This window comes from Psychrobacter sp. T6-4 (genome assembly GCF_052258425.1).
Taxonomy (GTDB): domain Bacteria; phylum Pseudomonadota; class Gammaproteobacteria; order Pseudomonadales; family Moraxellaceae; genus Psychrobacter.
In genome coordinates, this window is record NZ_JBQQEZ010000008.1 from 70,599 (window position 1) to 91,410 (window position 20,812).

General features: G+C 43.9%; 20 protein-coding genes. 6 read left to right on the forward strand and 14 right to left on the reverse strand.

Going from position 1 to position 20,812, the window contains the following annotated elements:
• Positions 1 to 28: 28 nt before the first annotated feature.
• The 12 genes from ACTXGE_RS07325 to ACTXGE_RS07380 form a co-directional block, all read right to left on the reverse strand.
• Positions 29 to 1,714 (reverse strand): ATP-binding protein, encoded by a 1,686-nt coding sequence (locus ACTXGE_RS07325; protein ID WP_317200047.1) that lies wholly within the window; start codon positions 1,712 to 1,714, stop codon positions 29 to 31.
• Between the two features lie 247 nt (positions 1,715 to 1,961).
• Positions 1,962 to 2,678 (reverse strand): response regulator, encoded by a 717-nt coding sequence (locus ACTXGE_RS07330; RefSeq protein WP_317200046.1) that lies wholly within the window; start codon positions 2,676 to 2,678, stop codon positions 1,962 to 1,964.
• Positions 2,679 to 3,173: 495 nt separating this feature from the next.
• On the reverse strand, positions 3,174 to 3,590 hold the full coding sequence (locus ACTXGE_RS07335) for a F0F1 ATP synthase subunit epsilon (RefSeq protein ID WP_435949805.1): 417 nt from the start codon (positions 3,588 to 3,590) through the stop codon (positions 3,174 to 3,176).
• Positions 3,591 to 3,668: 78 nt separating this feature from the next.
• Positions 3,669 to 5,102, reverse strand: coding sequence for a F0F1 ATP synthase subunit beta (gene atpD, locus ACTXGE_RS07340; RefSeq protein ID WP_317200044.1), 1,434 nt, complete (start codon positions 5,100 to 5,102; stop codon positions 3,669 to 3,671).
• A 50-nt stretch (positions 5,103 to 5,152) separates the two neighbouring features.
• Positions 5,153 to 6,034 (reverse strand): F0F1 ATP synthase subunit gamma, encoded by an 882-nt coding sequence (gene atpG, locus ACTXGE_RS07345; RefSeq protein WP_317200043.1) that lies wholly within the window; start codon positions 6,032 to 6,034, stop codon positions 5,153 to 5,155.
• 235 nt (positions 6,035 to 6,269) lie between these two features.
• Entirely contained in the window at positions 6,270 to 7,814 is a 1,545-nt protein-coding gene (atpA, locus tag ACTXGE_RS07350; RefSeq protein WP_317200042.1) for a F0F1 ATP synthase subunit alpha, read from the reverse strand.
• A gap of 92 nt (positions 7,815 to 7,906) precedes the next feature.
• The gene (locus ACTXGE_RS07355) at positions 7,907 to 8,530 is read right to left on the reverse strand and encodes a F0F1 ATP synthase subunit delta (RefSeq protein WP_443542732.1); all 624 of its coding nucleotides are present in this window, start codon (positions 8,528 to 8,530) and stop codon (positions 7,907 to 7,909) included.
• A gap of 13 nt (positions 8,531 to 8,543) precedes the next feature.
• On the reverse strand, positions 8,544 to 9,014 hold the full coding sequence (locus ACTXGE_RS07360) for a F0F1 ATP synthase subunit B (protein WP_317200040.1): 471 nt from the start codon (positions 9,012 to 9,014) through the stop codon (positions 8,544 to 8,546).
• 129 nt (positions 9,015 to 9,143) lie between these two features.
• Positions 9,144 to 9,401 (reverse strand): F0F1 ATP synthase subunit C, encoded by a 258-nt coding sequence (gene atpE, locus ACTXGE_RS07365; protein ID WP_317200039.1) that lies wholly within the window; start codon positions 9,399 to 9,401, stop codon positions 9,144 to 9,146.
• A 29-nt stretch (positions 9,402 to 9,430) separates the two neighbouring features.
• Positions 9,431 to 10,297 (reverse strand): F0F1 ATP synthase subunit A, encoded by an 867-nt coding sequence (gene atpB, locus ACTXGE_RS07370; protein ID WP_443542730.1) that lies wholly within the window; start codon positions 10,295 to 10,297, stop codon positions 9,431 to 9,433.
• Positions 10,298 to 10,843: 546 nt separating this feature from the next.
• Complete coding sequence (locus ACTXGE_RS07375) at positions 10,844 to 11,242, reverse strand: ATP synthase subunit I (protein ID WP_435949807.1); 399 nt, start codon at positions 11,240 to 11,242, stop codon at positions 10,844 to 10,846.
• 192 nt (positions 11,243 to 11,434) lie between these two features.
• Entirely contained in the window at positions 11,435 to 12,232 is a 798-nt protein-coding gene (locus ACTXGE_RS07380) for a metal ABC transporter solute-binding protein, Zn/Mn family (RefSeq protein WP_443542727.1), read from the reverse strand.
• A 310-nt stretch (positions 12,233 to 12,542) separates the two neighbouring features.
• On the opposite strand from ACTXGE_RS07380, the gene ACTXGE_RS07385 reads away from it, so the two are divergent.
• The 6 genes from ACTXGE_RS07385 to gluQRS all read left to right on the forward strand — a co-directional run bounded on the left by ACTXGE_RS07385 (position 12,543) and on the right by gluQRS (position 17,564).
• Positions 12,543 to 13,052, forward strand: coding sequence for a transcriptional repressor (locus ACTXGE_RS07385; protein WP_435951074.1), 510 nt, complete (start codon positions 12,543 to 12,545; stop codon positions 13,050 to 13,052).
• A 52-nt stretch (positions 13,053 to 13,104) separates the two neighbouring features.
• Positions 13,105 to 13,839 carry a metal ABC transporter ATP-binding protein gene (locus ACTXGE_RS07390; protein WP_443542726.1) on the forward strand — a complete coding sequence of 245 codons (735 nt, stop codon included), beginning with the start codon at positions 13,105 to 13,107 and terminating at the stop codon, positions 13,837 to 13,839.
• A gap of 61 nt (positions 13,840 to 13,900) precedes the next feature.
• On the forward strand, positions 13,901 to 14,704 hold the full coding sequence (locus ACTXGE_RS07395) for a metal ABC transporter permease (RefSeq protein ID WP_435949810.1): 804 nt from the start codon (positions 13,901 to 13,903) through the stop codon (positions 14,702 to 14,704).
• A gap of 166 nt (positions 14,705 to 14,870) precedes the next feature.
• Positions 14,871 to 15,722 (forward strand): metallophosphoesterase, encoded by an 852-nt coding sequence (locus ACTXGE_RS07400; protein WP_435949811.1) that lies wholly within the window; start codon positions 14,871 to 14,873, stop codon positions 15,720 to 15,722.
• Positions 15,723 to 16,004: 282 nt separating this feature from the next.
• Positions 16,005 to 16,445 carry an RNA polymerase-binding protein DksA gene (dksA, locus tag ACTXGE_RS07405; protein ID WP_317200032.1) on the forward strand — a complete coding sequence of 147 codons (441 nt, stop codon included), beginning with the start codon at positions 16,005 to 16,007 and terminating at the stop codon, positions 16,443 to 16,445.
• Between the two features lie 144 nt (positions 16,446 to 16,589).
• A complete protein-coding gene (gluQRS, locus tag ACTXGE_RS07410; RefSeq protein ID WP_443542722.1) occupies positions 16,590 to 17,564 on the forward strand; it encodes a tRNA glutamyl-Q(34) synthetase GluQRS in 975 nt (324 codons plus the stop codon).
• A gap of 87 nt (positions 17,565 to 17,651) precedes the next feature.
• On the opposite strand, the gene ftsW is transcribed toward gluQRS, so the two are convergent.
• Both ftsW and murD read right to left on the reverse strand, forming a co-directional pair.
• Positions 17,652 to 18,845: a putative lipid II flippase FtsW gene (ftsW, locus tag ACTXGE_RS07415; RefSeq protein ID WP_317200030.1), complete on the reverse strand. Its 1,194-nt coding sequence runs from the start codon at positions 18,843 to 18,845 to the stop codon at positions 17,652 to 17,654.
• Positions 18,846 to 19,027: 182 nt separating this feature from the next.
• Positions 19,028 to 20,440 (reverse strand): UDP-N-acetylmuramoyl-L-alanine--D-glutamate ligase, encoded by a 1,413-nt coding sequence (gene murD, locus ACTXGE_RS07420; protein WP_443542720.1) that lies wholly within the window; start codon positions 20,438 to 20,440, stop codon positions 19,028 to 19,030.
• Between the last annotated feature and the right edge of the window lie 372 nt (positions 20,441 to 20,812).

The following is a 20,812-nucleotide window of genomic DNA, read 5'->3' on the forward strand; positions in this document are numbered from 1 at the left end:
ATGTTTCAGATGAATCTTTGCGTTTTATTTAGCTCTCAAAAGTACGGTCGCTTTTTTCTTGCGTGATTTGATCGGCGGCGATCGTCTGAGTGAGTGGCTTGATTGGCCAAGTCATCACAAAGCGGGCGCCGCCAAGCTCTGGGCTTTCATCCACACTCATACTACCACTAAACCAAAAAGCGATGCGCGATACGATAGATAGACCCAAACCATAGCCTCCTGAGGCGCGCGTACGGCTATCATCTAGGCGTGCAAAAGGAATAAACACCTTTTCGCGATCGGCCTCTGGAATGCCTTGTCCATCGTCCTCGACGCTGACAAAAGCATCGCCTTTTTTGACACCTGCACTGATGGTAATCGTTGTCTCCGCATAACGCAGGGCATTACCTGCTAAGTTTTGAATCACGCGGTGTAAATAGCGGCGATCAGCAATAGCTGTGATTTTACTGCTCGGCGGATTCCCGACGACTTTGATGTCTTTGCCCAGCGCATTGGTCTCTCGTACGATCTGCTCTACGAGCTCTTTGAGATTAACAGGTTCAAGATCTAGTTTGGGTGAGCCTTCCTCTAATTTTGCATAAGTCAAAATCTCATCAATCAAGCCGTTTAGAGACTCAATATCTTCATCGATATAATCACGCTGCATAAACCGCGAATCCTCATCCTCGGTATCAGCTAGCATATCGACTGCAAAACGAATACGTGCAACAGGCGTGCGCAGCTCATGAGAGACGGCGCGAGTCAGCTCCCGCTGTGATTCAATAAGACGCTTGATATGTTCAGTCATCGCGTTAAATGTCGCTGATAGCCGTGCAATCTCATCTTGACCGATCACTTGCACTTGAATATCCAGGTTGCCCTGACTAACCTCGTTGACCCCGACTTGGATCAGTTGCAGTTTGCGCTCAAGTGGGAAAATTAGAGCATAGACCCCAAGGCTTATCAAAAACATACTGATCAAAACCATACTGACGATTAGATTGAGCGGGAACCAATTAAATAGCGGTACTGGCCCTATCAAAATCGCCATATCATTAATTTCAGAGGGTACAACAATCTTGATTGAAGAGTTACTTTGGCTATTATTGGTATCTTGCAATAAAATAACGACTTCATCACGGCTAAGGCGTGCCATCTGATCGCTATCTAAATCAAGCGCATTGACACCTTGAAAACTCAAAGGAAAAGGAAACTTTTCTTCCAAAACGTTTAGGCGCGCACGCTTCTCAGAAAGAGTCGTGTAATAAGACAAATCATCTAACAAAAACACTGCTATCGCACGCACTTGCTGCTCAGTAACTTGCGATACCCTCGCGGTCAAAACACCGCTACCATCTGGTAGCTTGTGATAGATATCTGCATAAGTCGGTTGATTGTTATAACGCACGATAGTCTGAATATCATCGAGGCGGCGCAGCTCATTTGAATTAAAATCAATAGTATCAATAGGTACTATTTTAAAAGTAGTGCCAAATAAACTACTGGCGTCAGAGAGCCAATAGTCTCGTTGTATCTCATCCTTTTGATGATCTATGCCTTCGCTAATAAGATAAAAAGCGCCTGTTGCCATATCTTCGCGATAAGACTGTACGCGCTCTTTATTGATCGTATCCATGAGCAGCTGCGCAAATAACGCCACGCACAAACAGACTATCAAAAGACCGGCGTAAATACGTACAAAAATACTATGCTTTAAAGAAGAAACTAATGACATACGTGCGATGACCACTCATTATAAATCGAGATAAATACTAAGGCGCTAATAACTGGTAAACACCAATACAACTACTGACAATCAAACTTAGATAACGGAGCAAAACGATAAATGCTGATCTACTACCCACAATCATCGCTAATTAAACCATATAATCAGATAAATAAGTTTAAAAATTAAAACCTGTGCCATAAAAAAACCAGCTTGACGCTGGTTTTTTGTTGAAAGCTACTATAAGTTTAACCAACTAGTTGCCTTCTTTTACGAATAGATAGCCTTTGCTTCGAACGGTTTTGATACGTTTTGGGTTTTCAGGATCATCGCCGATTTTTGGACGAATACGCGAGATGCGAACATCGATAGATCTATCTTGACCATCATACTCAATACCGCGCAGACGCTCAAAGATATCCTCGCGAGACAAGATACGACCTGCATTAGAAGCCAATAACCATAACAAATCATATTCAGCACTAGTAAAGTCAACCAACTCATCGCTTAGGGTAACCGAACGTCCGCCATTGTCTATAACCAATTCACCAAACTCAAGGCGCTGCGGCACATCCTCAGATGGCGCATTCTCTGAGCGGCGCAGTAGCGCACGAATACGCGCAAGCAATACACGAGGCTGAGCAGGTTTGGCAACGTAATCATCGGCGCCCATCTCAAGACCCAATACTTGATCCATATCCTCAGTACGAGCGGTTAGCATCAAGATAGGATTTTGATAATGCGGACGTACTTCACGGCATACCGTCAAGCCATCACTACCTGGTAGCATCACATCGAGTACTACTAGATCTGGTTGTTCATTGACGATACGGCGAATAGCGCGATTCCCGTCTGTTTCTATAGCGACTTCCAAGCCATTTTTGACCAAATAGTCTTGGGTCAGCATGGCCAGACGCTCATCATCCTCAACGATCAAAATTCGCGGGGTGTTGTCTTCTTCATTCGTGGTCATTTTGGTGTCCTCTAATACATCTAAATTAAAAATGGTAAATGATCAAAATTAAATGCCAATAAAGCGGCTTGACTTATCTTAGTTTAAGTATTGCAAGTGTGGTAGCACAGTATACTACCAAACCCTAAGCTTCCTATACTATAGCTTATAGACGTTAACAAAACCTATAAATAATACCTATTAAAATTTTAGTTAACGTCCAAGATTAATTTATTTATAACCTAGCGCGAGCCTTGTTGTCTTATTCATCATTTTATAATCTAACTATTAGTAATGCGCAGATACAAACCTTGATACCTACAACAAGATAATAAATTGTGAAGACTTTAAGACACTTCATATAATGGCAGATTCATTATGATTTTAACTATTTTTGTACTAATAGTTGTCATTAAAAATTCAGTACAAACCATATCTTTTATTTTATAACAAGGCTGTATAAATTTTAGACAAAAAAAACAGCCCATAGTGGACTGTTTTTTATTAATAAGAATACTAGACGCGATTCTTAAATTTACGAATCGTTTGTAGCTGTGCTACTGATTCTGCTAATGATGCCAAAGCTGCATTGGTTTGCACCGTATCAGATTGATTCACTAGCATTTGCTCTGCCTTTTTGCGAGCTTCAACGATTTTGCTCTCATCAAGGTTATTTGCACGCATAGCCGTATCAGCTAGTACAGTAACCATTTTTGGCTGAATCTCAAGTACACCGCCTGAGACGTAGATAACTTCTTCTTCGCCATTTGCCGCTTGTACGCGCATCGGACCTGGCTTTAATAAAGTAATCAGTGGCGTATGACCTGGCAATACACCAATCTCGCCTTCAATACCCGTTGCGATTAGCATACTGATATCGCCTGAGTATAACTCTTCACGAGCGCTTACGACGCGGCATTGTAATGTTGCCATACCTAATTCCTCATTATAAAAGTAGCTACTTGATAAGTGAGTAGTCAATCTCCCTACTCACTCATAGTCTAAAGTAGATTATGCAGCAGAAGACTTCATTTTTTCAGCTTTTGCCACTACTTCATCGATACCACCAGCCATATAGAAGGCTTGCTCTGGAAGATCATCATACTCACCTGCGATAATAGCCTTAAAGCTCGCAATAGTATCGCGTAATGAAACATACTTACCAGGTGCACCAGTAAAGACTTCAGCTACGTGGAAGGGCTGTGATAAGAAGCGCTGAATCTTACGAGCGCGGTAAACCACTAGCTTATCTTCTTCTGATAGCTCATCCATACCTAAGATAGCGATGATGTCTTTGAGCTCTTTATAGCGCTGCAAGACTTCCTGCACGCCACGAGCGACATTATAATGCTCTTCACCAATGACTTGTGGATCAAGCTGACGCGAGGTTGAATCTAGTGGATCAACAGCAGGATAGATACCTTGTGAGGCAATATCACGGCTTAGTACGACGGTTGCATCTAAGTGAGCAAATGTCGTTGCAGGTGAAGGATCCGTCAAGTCATCCGCTGGAACATAAACGGCTTGAACAGATGTAATCGAACCTGATTGCGTTGAGGTAATACGTTCTTGAAGTAGACCCATCTCTTCAGCAAGTGTTGGCTGATAACCAACCGCTGATGGCATACGGCCTAGTAGTGCAGAGACTTCTGTACCCGCTAGCGTATAGCGGTAGATATTATCAACGAACAATAAGACGTCACGACCTTTGCCAGTAGCAGGATCTTTGGTATCACGGAAGTACTCAGCCATAGTCAGGCCTGACAGTGCAACACGTAGACGGTTACCCGGTGGCTCATTCATCTGACCGTATACCATCGCAACTTTAGATTTGCTAAAGTCCTCAACGTTGACAACGCCCGCTTCTTGCATCTCGTGATAAAAGTCATTACCTTCACGAGTACGCTCACCAACACCAGCAAATACTGATAGACCTTCATGCTTTAGAGCGATGTTGTTAATCAGCTCCATCATGTTGACCGTTTTACCAACGCCGGCACCACCAAACAGACCAACTTTACCCCCTTTAGCAAACGGGCAAAGTAAATCAATAACCTTGATACCCGTCTCTAGCAATTCAGTACTGTTTGACTGATCCGCATAGCTTGGCGCTTCACGGTGAATAGACCAGCGCTCATCGGCTGCAACTGGGCCTTCTTCATCGATAGGACGACCAAGAACATCCATAATACGGCCCAAAGTACCAATACCTACAGGTACAGCAATCGGACCACCAGTGTTTGTCACTGGCAAGTTACGCTTAAGGCCTTCGGTTGAACCCATTGCGATGGTACGTACGATACCATCACCCAGCTGCTGCTGGACTTCTAAAGTGGTTTCAGTACCGTCTACTTGCAAAGCATCGTAGATTGAGGGTACTTCGTCACGGTTGAACTCAACGTCGAGAACCGCGCCAATAATCTGTACAATACGACCGCTACTCATTGCGTTCTCCTTGAACTTCTGTATATAGTAGGTTTTATAAAGGGTTTCACTTATGAAACAGCGGCAGCACCGCCAACGATTTCCGAGATCTCTCGGGTAATCGCCGCTTGACGCAGCTTGTTATAAACCAACTGTAAATCGTTAATTAAGTCGCCAGCATTATCTGTCGCCGCTTTCATCGCAACCATACGTGAGGACTGCTCGGAGGCCACGTTTTCCATAACTGCTTGATAAACAATTGACTCAATGTAGCGACCAAGCAGATCATCAATCAAAGTTTTGATGTCAGGCTCGTAAATATAATCCCAGCTTAGCTCTGTTTGTATACCGCTCTCTTCATCCCCAAACGAGCCCTCTGGTAGAGGTACCAGTTGATTGATCGTCGGCTTTTGCGTCATCGCATTGACAAACTTATTATAAACCACATAAATGCGATCTATTTTGCCATTGCTATAATCATCAAGCATCGCTTGTACTGGAGAGTTGATCTGCTCAAAAGTAGGCTTGTCACCGTAATCAGTCACCGCTGAAGTTACTTTACCGCCAAAGTTTTTGAAGAAACTGACGCCTTTTGCGCCAATGACTGCAAACTCGGCCTGTACAGACTGATTTTGATACTCTTGAATACTTTTAGATAACGCTTTGAACAAGTTAATGTTCAAACCACCAGCAAGACCACGATCAGAGGTAATGACGATGTATCCCACTTTTTCAACGGGACGCGATACCATATAAGGGTGTTTGTAATCTGATGAGGCATGTACTAAATGTGAGATAACCCGGCGCATACTGTCAGCATACGGGCGACCTACGTCCATGCGCTCTTGAGCACGGCGCATCTTACTTGCAGCGACCATTTGCATGGCGCGAGTAATCTTCTGGGTGCTTTTAATACTGGTGACTTTGGCACGTATTTCTTTTAAGCTTGCCATAATGATTCCAATATAAATGGGTTAAAAGCATTAGCAAATATAACGATATATCGTCAATGCTATGTTTATAATTAAGTTACCTATAAACAGTATCTTAGCATTTTGTAGCACTATATAGTCATATGAAGTTGGCTGCATCGCTTGATACAACCAACCAAATCAGCCTAACCCGTTAACTTAGTTTTATGAACTTAGTTTTATTAACTGAGTATTTATTAACTTAGTCGCTAATTAATTAGTAACTGTGGTTTTGTTTAAAAGTCTCAACTGCAACCTTCAAGCGAGAAGCAATATCATCATTATAGTTTGCAGTGTCATCAATTTCGTTCATCAAGTCACTTTTCTCATCATGCAAATAACGCAAGTAAGCTTCTTCAAATGCACCGATCTTCTCTACAGGCACATCCGATAAGTATCCTTCGTTAGAAGCATAGATAACGGCCGCTTGCTCAGAGATAGACATCGGCTGATACTGCTTTTGCTTCATAAGTTCTGTAACGCGTTCACCATGATCAAGCTGCTCGCGTGTGGCGTCATCGAGATCAGAGGCAAACTGAGCAAAGGCTGCAAGTTCACGATACTGAGCAAGAGCGGTACGGATACCACCAGAGAGTTTCTTAATAATCTTAGTCTGGGCGGCGCCACCAACACGTGATACCGAGATACCAGCGTTCACTGCAGGACGGATACCTGAGTTAAATAGGCTTGACTCTAAGAAGATCTGACCATCAGTAATTGAAATCACGTTAGTCGGTACAAATGCTGAGACGTCACCGGCTTGGGTTTCAATAATAGGTAGAGCAGTCAAAGACCCAGTTTTGCCAACGACTTCACCATTGGTGAACTTCTCTACATAATCCGCGTTGACGCGTGATGCACGCTCAAGCAGGCGTGAATGTAAATAGAAGACATCACCTGGATAGGCTTCGCGGCCTGGTGGACGACGTAATAGTAGTGAAATTTGACGATAAGCGACTGCCTGCTTTGATAAATCATCAAATACAATCAGTGCATCTTCACCGCGGTCACGGAAGTACTCACCCATCGTACAACCTGAGTACGGCGCAATGTACTGTAGCGCTGCAGGCTCTGAAGCTGATGCAACAACAACCGTGGTATATTCTAGCGCGCCTGTTTGCTCGAGCTTACGTACAACGTTCGCAATCGTAGAGCGTTTTTGACCGATAGCGACATAGACACACTTAATACCAGAGGATTTCTGAGCGATGATCGCATCGATAGCCATCGCGGTTTTACCCGTCTGACGGTCACCAATGATAAGCTCACGCTGACCGCGACCGATTGGAATCATGGTGTCAACAGCTTTATAACCGGTCATTACTGGCTGATCTACGGATTGACGGTCGATAACGCCTGGGGCGATTTTTTCGACTTTATCCGTCATCTTGGCATTGATAGGACCTTTGCCATCAATAGGATTACCCAAGGCATCAACAACACGGCCGAGCAACTCAGGACCTACTGGTACTTCTAAAATACGACCAGTACAATAGGCTTTTTGACCTTCTTGTAGTTTTAGGAAGTCACCAAGTACGACCGCGCCAACAGAATCACGCTCTAAGTTAAGCGCCATTCCGTAGATTTCGCCTTCAAACTCAATCATTTCGCCGTACATGGCATCTTCAAGACCATGAATCTGCACAATACCGTCAGATACTTTGACAATTGTGCCTTCATTTTTTGCAGTTGCACCTGCATCAAGGTCTTGAATACGCTGCTTAATCAGATTACTGATTTCCGCTGGATTCAATTGTTGCATTGCCTTGTTTCCTTTAATTTATGATAACTCGCCTATTGACTCAAATACGTCCCTTGAGGCCCAAACTCAATCGGTTGGTACCTACAAACATACTAAGCCATTAGCTGTGTTTTTAACTGTTGTAACTTACCGCGCATAGAATCGTCGATAATCTTGTCACCGACTTTGATTGTAGCGCCTGCCAAGAGACTAGGGTCGACCGTTTCGTGAATCACTACGCTTGCATTTAGTGATGCTGCAAGGCGCGATTGGAACATTTCACGCTGCGCGTCAGTCAGTGGGTAGGCAGAAGTCACATAGGCGTCAAGTTGCTTTAAGCTGAGTGCTTTATGGCGACGATAGTGCTCATAAACTTCAGGAAGCAGTGCCAGACGCTCTTGCTGCGCTAACTGATTTATAAAGTTGCTAAGCGCGAGAGATACTTTAGGGTAGCTTGTGCTGCTATCGTAACGTGTGCCTTTACTCTCACCTAGTAATTGCTTTAGGGCAGAGTCGCTTGCGCCAGCTACTTGTGTATCGTAAAGATCGATTAAAGCGGCTGAATTGTGCTCAGCCGTAACAGCTGGGTTCTCTAGCAAGGCGTGAAACGATTTGTCATGGACAATGGTGCTAGCAACAAACAGGAAGTCTTCCCACTCGTTGACCGCACCGTTATCATTGGCATAGTCAAACGCCGCTTTTGCGTAGGGTCGTGCTAAGGTTGATAAGTCAGCCATTATATCCTCACAGTTACAGCTTCGCCGCCAGTTGTTCTAACATGCTGGCATGTTTTTGTGCATCGACTCTATCTTGCAGAATCTTTTCGGCACCAAGTACAGAAAGTTCAGCCACTTGAGCACGTAGTGATTCACGCGCCTGATTGATCTCTTGGTCGATGGCCGCTTGTGCTTGCTGACGGATGCGCTCACCTTCCACTTGGGCTTGTGTTTTTGCATCTTCAACGAGCTGGTTGGCGCTTTTGTTCGCTTGCTCTATCAAGGCAGCTGCTTTAGTCTTTGCAAGATTAAGCTCTTGCTCGACGTCTTGCTCTGCGGAAGCCAAATCTGCTTTTGCTTTTTCTGCGGCATTTAAGCCATCAGCAATTTTGCGCTGTCGCTCGTTGATAGCACCGATAAGCGGTGGCCATACGAACTTCATGCAGAAAATTACAAAAATTGCAAAAGAGATAGCCTGACCGACGATAGTAAAATTGATATTCACGTGATCACCTCTTTGTTAATGAAAAATCAGTTTCATTGATCATGTTTGGCTCTTATAAGTCTACTAGTTTTGACGATCTACTGAGCTTACCAATATCAAAAGCCAAACATTTACAACTGAGCTTTCTGATTAACCTGCTAGAGGGCTTGCAAATAACAATAGCATAGCAATACCAACACCGATCATTGGAATCGCATCAAGTAGACCTGCGACGATGAACATACGAGTTTGCAATTGTGAACCAAGCTCTGGCTGACGGGCAACGCCTTCTAGGAACTTACCACCTAAAATTGCAAAGCCAATACCTGTACCTAGTGCACCTAGACCGATAAGAAGTGCTACTGCGATAACCGTGTAGCCGTTTAATACTGCTAATACTGGATCCATTGATGTATCCTCTTTTACCTATAGAAAAATTAATGTTCAGTTGATGATGCAAGTGACATATAAACGATTGTCAACATCATAAATACGAACGCTTGAAGGGTAATGATTAAGATGTGGAAGATAGCCCACGGTACTGACAGCGCCCACTGAATCCAAAACGGCATCAGCGCAATCAGAATAAAGATCAACTCACCAGCATACATGTTACCAAAGAGTCGCAAACCTAGTGACACAGGCTTTGCAATCAAAGTAACAAACTCGAGGATAAAGTTGATTGGGATTAAAATAATTTGTACGATTGGGTTTTTGGCACTAAAGGGATGTAGCGTCAATTCACCAATAAATCCGCCAACGCCTTTGGCTTTAATACTGTAGTAAATAATCAAAGCAAAGACTGCAAATGACATACCTAGCGTAATATTAGGATCAGTTGTTGGTACGATTTTGAAGAAGACATGATGTGAGTCATAGCCCATCGCCGCACCAACTTGCCCTGCTAGAGACGGGATAAAGTCAATGGGCACTAAGTCCATCAAGTTCATCAAAAAGATCCAGACAAAGATAGTCAAAGCCAGTGGCGCAATCAGTTTTGAGGTACCGCTGTAAGAGTCACGAACGTTGTTGTCCACAAACTCAACGATCAGCTCAACCGCTGCTTGAGTTTTGCTAGGAACACCTGAGGTGACTTTTTTAGCCACCATCCAAAACATGACACAGAACAAAATACCTAGACCGATTGACCATAGCATAGAGTCAAGATGAATGGCATTAAAGCCCATCTGCCCAGCTTCTTCTGCGCTGTAAGCAACTTTCCAGCCCTCCCCAGGCAGATAGCCATACGTCCAATGCGTTAAATGGTGAGAGATATATTCTGATGATGTTTGTTCGGATGCCATAATGTAAGCTTCTTATTAATCAACGATTTAATCAACTACCAAAAATATAGTTGTCATCTGTTAAGTGGTTCAACTTAAATCACTTAGCAGATAACATCCAACCCGTAGCACCTAAGTAAGTAGCACCTATGTAAATATCTGATTTTGATACAGTTTTATAAATTCTAGCTATCAAAAAAGGGCTTATGAGTAAACATTACCAGCCCTTGAGACCTACACATAGATATTTTGCGTCTGCTTTGTCTATATTAGAGACATGCGCCTAAGCAAAATATTTAGCTGCATATAGTAATGCAGCGTTGTATTCATGTAAAGCAAATTGTGAACTTTTTATTTGTGATAAATACTTGATTGTGATAGGGAACGTATATAAATGTGAGGGTACAGCGATAATAAAGCGATAAATATAATTTGTAAGTACTTTATAACTGCTAAATATTTGTTAGATTTTACAACATTTTCAAAATAAATACCAACATTACTGCGAGTATTTAGCGCCTAATTGGTATCTCGTTAGACATTAACTTATCAGTCCAAACGTACTAGTTAGTTTAGTCGTACCAGCATCCAATTGTAGCTCATTTGCATAACAATAAAGCCTGCAAATAGTGCAGGCGCTGACAACGGTTTTATAAGTATAAAGATTAAAGCAAAGCCAAAGGCCGTCAATACCCATTTGACCGCCTGACCGCGGTAAAGCTGTCTAACAATATGCTCACGCGCACGAAATCCAGTATGCCTAAACACAAATAAGGTAAAGATCATTTGAGTTGCAAAACTTAGGACTGCACCAAGAGCTACTCCTTGAACGATCAAAAGATCGCTTCGTAGCCAAACGATATCTAGCAGCCAAGCTAGAATAATCAAAATCAGCAGTATCCAAACTTGACGTTTGATATGGCGCCCTATCTGATCTTTTTGATTGCGTTTGGCAGGCTGGGTCATTAGTTACCTTGCTAAGTAGAGTCTTACTAAGTAGAGTATCGTGCTTATTTAAACGGTATGACTTTTCTATAAAACATCACTTGCCTTGTATCAGCCGCTTATTGTAATAACCATGCGTTACTTTGGCAAGATAAACGCTGTGCTCCACTGTTTGACTGCTACAACAGCTAGGCCATCAAGCCGTTACAGCAATTAATCAATACAACGGCGCATCTGCTCCGCCATTTGTTGCCAACCTATAACAAAGTCTGTACTGCTGCTCATGTCTTCTGCTTGCACCGTCGTTTTGACTGGTTGGAGTTTGGCGAGTAAGCCTTTGGCAGGATCGCTTTGAGTGACTAGGCACATAGTCGAGTTAGGGCGCTGCTCGTTCAACTTACGCAACTGACTGGCCTTTGGTGACAGGTGATGATCGGTTGTTAGACTACCGACGAGCTGTAGGTTTAAGCTATTCTCGATATAATGATATGCATCATGATACGCCCAATACGGCTGAGCGGTTTTTGAGCCTGATTGTACGCTTGTCACTGCCCTATCCATACGTTGAGCGAATTTTTGCGCATTGGTCTGATATAGATTCTTGTACTGCGGATTGGCGTGGCTATGTATGACGGCTAAGGCGCGTGTGATCGCTTTGGCATTTTGCGGATCAAGCCAAATATGGGGGTCTAAAGTATTGGGGATAGATTTGGCTTGCGCATCACGTAGCGGATAACGCTTAAAAGCATCAAATTTAAAAAGCGCAATGGCATTGGGTGCACTATTTAAGCTGCTGGCCAAATTATTCTCTAGAGGCTCGCCAAACCAAACCACAAATTTGCTGTCTTGAATGGCTTTTATATCGCGCGGACTGATACTGCCGTGATGACCGACCTCCCCTGCTTGTAGCAGCTGCTTGGCAGGCGGCGCGCCTGCGGTTACCGCTTGGCTTAGTAAAAATAGCGGATAATTACTGACTGTGACCGTAGCAGCTTGTACGCTTATTGCCATAAATCCAAGCATTATTATAGCGGTAGCGAAAAAATAACGCTTAGCTAGCTGAGAGAACGTTCTTAGTACACTAGCTAAAGATTTATGTACAATGAAAAAATTAATCCGTCTAATGGTTAAAAAAAACGTACTCATATTGCAATCCTATAAAAGTCTGGGCTATCGCAAAAGTAGCTATCAAAAACTAAGTAGCACAAAGACAGCCAAAAAAGCGATTAGCTTCTAATTTTCATTATGTTATACTATAACAATAAAGAACGCTACCTTAAAACATCAAACTGACTTAGGAGCTGGTATTGTGACAACTTGCATGCATCCACACGATGTACAGGATTTTACAGTATCTGATATCGCAGCACGCATAAATGCAGCTAAAGAGCAATGCCGCAAGCGCTCGGTACGCTTTACGCCGCTGCGTGAGCAGATATATGAGCTGGTATTGCAAGCCAATAAACCAGTAGGTGCTTATGATCTCATCACTCAGTTGCAGCATAGGCGCTCGTCTGAGTCTGATACCTCAGTCAATCAAAACCCATCAACAAGTAAAAATGTTGCACCACCTACGGTTTATCGCAGTTTAGAGTTTTTACTTGAGCAAGGTCTTATCCATCAGTTAACCTCTATTAATGCCTATGTGCCTTGTTGTCATCCGCGAGCGCAGCATACCGCCGCATTTTTGATTTGTGATACTTGTCTGCGAGTGCAAGAGTGCAGCAGCTTGCCGGTGCAAGAGATAATGAGTTTTGCTGAGCAAGATGTCGGCTTTAGCGTCACTCGTAGCGTCATTGAGCTCAGTGGTCGCTGCTCAGATTGCCAGTGATAATCACTATTGAATTATTCATAAACCCAATCATAAGAAGACAACAACCTCTATGAGTGACCAAAAGCTATTAAGCTTAAACAGCGTCAGCTACGATATCGATCAGTTGCGGTTGTTATCTGATATCACTATCGACATCGCCGTGAACGAAACTGTGAGTTTGATCGGGCCTAACGGCGCTGGCAAGTCCACCTTAGTCAAGCTCATCTTGGGTCTCATTACGCCTACTCATGGTCATATTACCGCGCATCAGCCGCTGCAGCTAAGCTATGTGCCGCAGCGTTTTTCAGTGCCGCCTATACTGCCGCTACGGGTACAAGATCTGCTGGCACAAGCTGACAAAAAACGCCTGACACCTACGCAGCGTGACTTTATTTTTGATAATTTGTCCTTGACGTCTTTGCTGACGCGGCAGATGCGTAATTTATCTGGTGGCGAGACTCAGCGCGTATTATTGGCGCGCGCTTTGCTTGATAAGCCCAATTTGCTGATATTAGATGAGCCGATGCAAGGTCTTGATTCAGAGACAGAGGTTTGGCTCTATCAATTTATCGATGAGCTGCCAGATTTTTTGCGCTGCGCTATGCTGGTGGTCTCGCATGATTTGCATTGGGTAATGAGAGGCAGCAGGCGGGTCATTTGCCTCAATAAGCACATTTGCTGTGAAGGTCAGCCCAGCGAGCTTGCGGTTACTACTGAATTTCAAAGACTCTTTGGTCATCATTACGAGCAGCCTTATGTGCACAAACCACATGCTTGTGAGCATCATGCTCCGCATGAGATGTAGTGTTTTTTATATTTAAAATACCTTTTTAAAACCATTTACCCCTTATTAATGGACATCGCTTATGACTGCTTGGTTGGCCATTATTGCTCCTGCTTGGATTGCTGGCAGTATATTAGCGCTCTTGTCAGCGCCGCTCGGTTGCTTAGTGTTATGGCGGCGTATGGCATTCTTTGCTGATGCCTTAGCGCATGGTACCTTGCTTGGCGTAGCGCTTGCGGTGCTGTGGCAGCTGCCTATGGGCGTAGGTATTGCTCTGGTGAGTGTGCTAGTCGTTATAGGGTTGGTGCTCATTGATGATGAGCGCTTGCCAGTGGATGCGGTACTAGCAGTAGTTGCAGTATCGCTACTATGCTTGGGGCTGCTGACGCTGACTCAAATGACCGATCAGCAGGCCAATGTATTAGGATTCTTATTTGGTAATTTGCTGGAGCTTGATTGGCGTGATTTACCTGTGATTGGCGGTAGCGTCGTTATTGGACTTGCGCTACTTAGTTATATCTGGCCTGCCCAAATTAAGCTGGCAACACACGAAGCACTCGCTCGCATTCAAGGCATTAACCCTACTCGCCAGCGCTTATTCTTTATGGGATTATTAGCAGGGTTTTGCGCTATTGCCTTGCAAGCGGTCGGTAGCCTGTTAATTAGCGGTTTATTGGTATTGCCAGCATTAACAGCGCGCCTATGGTCAGCAACGCCCAAGCAAATGGTTATCTTGTCACTCATCATTGCGCAAGTAGGCGTTACACTGGGCGTTTGGGGCAGCATATGGCTCGATATACAGACAGGACTGTCGATTGTTTTGATACTAGCGATCCTGTTCTTTTTAGCGTTAGTTGTCTCAAAGTTTACACTTTCAAAGTCGTAATAAGATGGTTTATGAATAAGTTCATTTTAGCTAAGCGTATAGTGTAACCAACTTTATTTGATAGATACTACTAGAGGTTTATTGCCTGATATGTTATAAATTTCTGTTTAAAGAATATAGACCTTTATTTAGACAAATGATATTTATCCTCAATGGGACTGACGCTATGCCAAGCTACCCTGCTCGTAAGATCAGCACCCCAGATGATACTCTAAATGTGCTGCAGATTACTGACCTACATTTATCAGATGTCTCTGCAACAGCGAATACTGAGGTTCAAAACACCGCATCTAAAAGTCATCTTACTTGTAAACAAAGCTTTGAGGCCGTTGTCAAACAGGCGCTTGGTGAAGCGATACGCTGCGACTTGATTGTGGTGACTGGCGATTTGGTTAGTGAAGTCAAAACGGCGACATACGATCATATCTTTGATGTATTGCAAGCGACTGATATTCCATTTGCGTGCATCGCAGGCAACCATGATGTGACCAATGAGCTCGGTCATGACCTGCCCTTTTATGAGCGTAAACTTATCGCTCAACCTGCTGATCCACGACTACTTAGTCGTCATTTAATCGAGTCAGAGTATTGGCAGCTACTGCTACTAGACTCGTCAGTGCCCGGTCAAGTAGCGGGTTATATTGATGATACAGATATCGCTTGGGTGTCGGAGCAATTAGCTCGTTGTTCTAAGCCTGCAGTTATTGCTGTACATCATCATGTTCTGCCTATTCAATCTCAGTGGATAGACGCGCATATGGCACAAAACACAAAGGCGTTTTGGGACAGCTTAGCTGCTTTTAGACACATACAGGCTGTTATTAGCGGTCATAATCATCAAGAGCAGATTCGCTATCATCAAGAGGTTACTGTTTATAGTACGCCCTCTACTTGCTATCAGTTCAAACCATTCAATGATGATTTTGCTTATGATACACAGACAATGCCTGGTTATCGCTGGTTGCAACTTGATAACAATGGGCGGCTTGTAAGCTGGGTGAAAAGATTAGATACTTGATTTGCTGACAATAATTTTGTCTAAAAAACACTATAAAAAGTAACACCGCCGCTTACTGTATTTTGGTTACAATCGGCTTAAATAAAACAGCTTCAATAAAAAGAATAAGTTAAAGCACTATTGAGACTTGATTATTAGGCCTCATTTATACCGCTAACTCTTGCACCTTGTGCATAGATACAAAACGTTTTGTAATGGAAGATAGATAACGTTTGGCAAGTTTATAACGCCTTGTATGACAAGCCGTTTTATTGAATCAATTTGGATAAGTAGGATACTTATATGACCACTCTGCCCACAGATCAAAGTGATGTAAAATTCACCCCTTATGTACCTGCAAAAGATGAAGAATACATGTCCGATGCTCAGTTAGAGCATTTTAAAGCTATTTTGTTAGATTGGAAAAGCCAGCTTATCGGTGAAGCGGATCGCACTAAGACTTATATCCAAGATGAGTCAAGCGCTATGCCAGATATTAACGATCGCGCCACTCAAGAAGAGGAGTTCGCCCTAGCGCTACGTACTCGCGACCGTGAGCGCAAGCTGATTCGCAAAATAGACAAATCCATGGCTGAAATTGAAAATGACGATTATGGATTCTGTGATACCTGCGGTGTTGAGATTGGCCTGCGCCGCTTAGAGGCACGTCCGACAGCGACTCAGTGTATCGATTGCAAAACGCTCTCAGAGATCAAAGAGCGCCAAAATCAGGGGCACGTGTAACGCGTTTAACTCTCTTATAGCATCCAAACCCTAAAGTAACTAAACCCTAAAGAGCGAGCGACTATATGATTAGTCGCTCGTTTGCGCTGCATGCTTCTACTTTTGCTTTATCAGACAATCACTTCTATATTTTGAGTATTGACTATGCTTGATTTACCGTCCATACCCCCTATTGGACGCTTTGCGCCCTCACCAACAGGTGAGCTGCATTTAGGTTCATTGACGACTGCACTAGCCAGCTATTGCCATATTAAGTCACTAGGCGGCAAATGGTTGCTGCGTATTGAAGATACCGATACTGCGCGCTGTTCTACTCAGTTTAGTGAGCAGATTATCATGGATCTTGAGATGCTCGGAATGCTGTGGGACGGTGATATCGTTTATCAATCTGAGCGTGTTGATATATACAACGACTACTTATCCTCGTCGCTAAAGCCGCTCACCTACGGTTGCCAGTGTTCTCGTAAGACATTAGAGCACTACTGGCAAGAGCAGATATCATTAAAAGAGCAAGCTAGTCAAAATGATAACTTTGATGCTAATGACAAACTGCATTATAGACAACGCTACCCACGGTGCTGCATCACTGCCAATCTTGCGCGCGATCAGCATAAGCTGCGCCTGCAACTGCCTGATTATGCCATAGGCTTTAGAGATGGTATTCAAGGTATGCAGTGGGCCAATCCGCAGCAGGTGCTTGGAGATATGGTAGCGCGGCGCCAGAATGGGATGATTAATTATATTTTGGCGGCGAGTATCGATGATGGATTGCAAGGCGTCACTCATATTATGCGCGGCTTAGATATTCTGCCGATGACGAGTGCTCAAATTAGTATTTTAAATGCAGCAAATCTGCCCGCTATCGAGCAGTGGTATCATCTGCCGCTAATCTGTCATGCTGATGGACAAAAACTCTCCAAACAAAACCTTGCCCAGCCTATTGACACTCGCAATCCTAGTGCTCTGATTACACTTGCCTTGCAGCTGTTAAAGCAACAACCTGTAGACGTAGATACGCCAGATCGTATGCTTAAACAAGCCATCGCTCAATGGGACAATGCAGCCCTGCATGGTCAGCAGCATATAGCTCTGCCTTTACACACCGATCGAACGTCTTAATTATCATAACTGCTCTACTATTAAACAAAAAACGTCGCTTATTGCGACGTTCTTGATATTTGATTGACCTTAGTGATTTGATCGTACTTAGTAATAACGTCCCTGACTCTTTTCGATATTCGGGCTTTCTCTATGAATTTTAAGCAACAAAGCGACCATCACTAAGCTGATCAGCATGGAGGAGCCGCCATAACTAAAAAATGGCATGGTCAAACCTTTGGTTGGAATCGCGCCCATATTCATCGCCGCATTGATAATGGTCTGCGCAATAAACACCACCCCAATACCGAACGCCGTATAACTCATACGCATCTGATTGCGTTTGAGCGCGTTGTAGCTAATACGCATCGCGCTACCGATAATCAATGCCTCTAACAACAAAATCATCGTAACGCCGACAAAACCAAGTTCCTCACCCGTAATGGCTAATAAAAAGTCGGTATGGGCTTCGGGTAAATGCGACAGCTTTTGCACGCTTTCGCCGTAGCCGACCCCTGTGAACTGACCACGGCCAAAAGCGATCAAACTACGCGCCAATTGGTAATCCGTATCTTGCACGTCATCAAATGGATCAAGAAACGACATGACCCGTACCAAACGATACTGAGCTGTCGTCACCATCAAAATAACACCGCCAACAGCGACAGCCCCTAGCGCCAAAAACTGCTTGTAAGGCGCGCCTGCAATATAAAAAATCGCGAATACTGTGCCTAAAATAACCACAAAGGAGCCAAAATCTGGCTGTAATAACAAGAATATCGTGATCATCCCAACGACTAAAATAATACGTAAAAAGCCATCCCAACCGTTGCGCACTTCAAAGGAGCGACGCACTACAAAATCTGACACAAAGACAATCATCACCAGTTTGGCAAGCTCTGCGACCTGAAAGTTGATCACACCCAAATCCAGCCAGCGTTTGGCGCCGTTCACAGGCGTACTAAACAAGGTTGCTAAGAGTAACAAGCCTGTAATCGCCAGCAGCAAAAACTGAGTCTCAGTCTTGTACAAGGTTTTGAGCGGTACAAAATAATAAGGCAAAGCGGCGGCAACTAAACCGATACCGATATAAGTCAGCTGATTGGTAAAAAAGTGCAGCTCTGTCATACCGCGGCTTAGCGCATAAGGAATGGAGGCTGAGGCCACCATCAACAAACTAAACACCAGCATACAGCCAACACTCGCGAGCAAAATTGCGCCCGCTGAGGGCATAGATAGGACACCATCTGAACGCGTAGCGGATGATTGACGATTTGAGCGAGAGAAAAAGGAGAGCGCCATAATATTTGGGTACACAAGCAAACAAGGAACACGACGCTTAAAAAACGCCACCGTTTAAAAATAGGATTAAAATGTCGTTCAAATTAAGAACATGATTCAAGTAAGAACACCATTCACATTTGAGCCTTTGATTATAACTGACCGTAGCTGCAATCTACAGTAGCAATATATAAGCAAAACAATTATTTATGCTCAAGTTTTTGCACTAAAGCGGCAAATTGCTCACCACGATCGGCGTAACCGCTAAACTGATCAAAACTAGCACAGGCAGGCGACAATAATACCGCTTGGACTTGTGACAAACTACTCTGGGTAATCGGCTCTATACACTTAAAAGCCCCTGCTAAGGTTTGGCACTGATGCAAGGCAACTCCCTCATCTAAGCCTGCAGCGCGTAAATCTTTTTCGATAAGCGCCGCGTCCTCTCCGATAAAGAGTATTTGACTGACATACTTGTTAATTAAAGGACGTAATTCGCCGAACTGCTGACCCTTACCTTGACCGCCTAATATCAATAGCAGTTTGCCATCCTTTGGAGCGTATACTGCGCCCAAGCCTTCGATGGCTGCCATAGTTGAGCCGATATTAGTCCCCTTTGAATCGTTAAAGTAGTCGATATCAGCCACTTGAGCGATATACTCACAACGATGCGCTAAGCCGCCAAATTGCTGCAAGGTATTAAGCATGCTCTCTAACGGTATACCTGCCAGCTCACCGAGTGCTAGAGCCGATTGTGCGTTGAGTAAATTATGGCGACCTTTGATGAGTAATTTATCAGCAGGTAGCAGGCGCTCAGTGCCACGCGCCAAATGAATTTGCCCATCAGGATCGGTAATCAGACCGTACTGACCTTTGTCAGGAGCATGAATACCCGTGCTAATACGCGGCAAGTTATCTGCTACTAGCGGACGAGTGAGCGCATCTTCGCGACTGATGACCACCGACTTTGCGCCTTGAAAAATGCGGTGCTTGGCCTGATGATAACCCAGCATATCGCCGTGACGGTCAAGATGATCAGGTGACATATTGAGTACCGTAGCGACTTGCGCGCCTAGGTTGGTGACCGTCTCTAGTTGAAAGCTTGAGAGCTCAAGGACAGCGAGTGCCATATTTGTATTGCTAAGCAAACTAAGTGCTGGTACACCAATATTACCGCCAACGCCGACATTGATGCCAGCATCACTTGCCATTTGTCCAACCAAAGTGGTCACAGTGCTCTTGGCATTAGAGCCGGTAATCGCCACAATCGGTACGCTACACGCCTCACAAAACAGCTGAATATCACTAACCACAGGGATATTGGCACGGCGCGCGGCAGCAACAGCCTCTATGTCCAAAGCAATACCTGGACTAATAATAATGCGAGCGGCTTGTAGCAATAGCTCGCCATCGATCGCACCAAACTGACGTATCTCAATTGTCTTAGGCAACTGATCGGCAAGCGTAGGCGTAGCTTGAGCATCGGTCACCGCCACTTGATAGCCTTGCTCTGCTAGGTAGCGCGCGGCGGATAATCCTGACTGTCCCAAACCGACGACGACTTGCAAGCCGCTGCCCTTATGAAGTAAGTTTTTGGTGGCGGCAACAGCGCTCATAGAGAATCCTCAATAATTTAACAAGAGTAATTTAACAAAAGTAATTTCACAAAAGTAGTTTAACAACGATAATTTGACCACTTAGAAGACAACGTCTTGTCTATAACGACGCTTGGTGAGATAACGCAGTCGTTCATATTTCGGTACAGCTACGTCATCACTTTATGCTATTATGCGCATATTTTTTGTATTGACGTCCCTATGTACTATTTGGGGCGAAAGCTTAGGCGCTTATCTTAGCACATCACAACTTTTATCAGACACTATCTAATCATCTTTTGACGCTGACCTTGAGCGCTATTATTTTTAATCCTTAAATGCCTCACTCTGACTCGATGAGTGCTTTTTTACCTCCAAATGTATGTAGTTGAC

Coding starts and splice junctions, on each gene's coding strand:
- ACTXGE_RS07325 (WP_317200047.1), bottom strand. CDS start 1,714: ATGTCATTAGTTTCTTCTTTAAAGCATAGTATTTTTGTACGTATTTAC.
- ACTXGE_RS07330 (WP_317200046.1), bottom strand. CDS start 2,678: ATGACCACGAATGAAGAAGACAACACCCCGCGAATTTTGATCGTTGAG.
- ACTXGE_RS07335 (WP_435949805.1), bottom strand. CDS start 3,590: ATGGCAACATTACAATGCCGCGTCGTAAGCGCTCGTGAAGAGTTATAC.
- atpD (WP_317200044.1), bottom strand. CDS start 5,102: ATGAGTAGCGGTCGTATTGTACAGATTATTGGCGCGGTTCTCGACGTT.
- atpG (WP_317200043.1), bottom strand. CDS start 6,034: ATGGCAAGCTTAAAAGAAATACGTGCCAAAGTCACCAGTATTAAAAGC.
- atpA (WP_317200042.1), bottom strand. CDS start 7,814: ATGCAACAATTGAATCCAGCGGAAATCAGTAATCTGATTAAGCAGCGT.
- ACTXGE_RS07355 (WP_443542732.1), bottom strand. CDS start 8,530: ATGGCTGACTTATCAACCTTAGCACGACCCTACGCAAAAGCGGCGTTT.
- atpE (WP_317200039.1), bottom strand. CDS start 9,401: ATGGATCCAGTATTAGCAGTATTAAACGGCTACACGGTTATCGCAGTA.
- atpB (WP_443542730.1), bottom strand. CDS start 10,297: ATGGCATCCGAACAAACATCATCAGAATATATCTCTCACCATTTAACG.
- ACTXGE_RS07375 (WP_435949807.1), bottom strand. CDS start 11,242: ATGACCCAGCCTGCCAAACGCAATCAAAAAGATCAGATAGGGCGCCAT.
- ACTXGE_RS07380 (WP_443542727.1), bottom strand. CDS start 12,232: ATGGCAATAAGCGTACAAGCTGCTACGGTCACAGTCAGTAATTATCCG.
- ACTXGE_RS07385 (WP_435951074.1), top strand. CDS start 12,543: ATGCATCCACACGATGTACAGGATTTTACAGTATCTGATATCGCAGCA.
- ACTXGE_RS07390 (WP_443542726.1), top strand. CDS start 13,105: ATGAGTGACCAAAAGCTATTAAGCTTAAACAGCGTCAGCTACGATATC.
- ACTXGE_RS07395 (WP_435949810.1), top strand. CDS start 13,901: ATGACTGCTTGGTTGGCCATTATTGCTCCTGCTTGGATTGCTGGCAGT.
- ACTXGE_RS07400 (WP_435949811.1), top strand. CDS start 14,871: ATGCCAAGCTACCCTGCTCGTAAGATCAGCACCCCAGATGATACTCTA.
- dksA (WP_317200032.1), top strand. CDS start 16,005: ATGACCACTCTGCCCACAGATCAAAGTGATGTAAAATTCACCCCTTAT.
- gluQRS (WP_443542722.1), top strand. CDS start 16,590: ATGCTTGATTTACCGTCCATACCCCCTATTGGACGCTTTGCGCCCTCA.
- ftsW (WP_317200030.1), bottom strand. CDS start 18,845: ATGGCGCTCTCCTTTTTCTCTCGCTCAAATCGTCAATCATCCGCTACG.
- murD (WP_443542720.1), bottom strand. CDS start 20,440: ATGAGCGCTGTTGCCGCCACCAAAAACTTACTTCATAAGGGCAGCGGC.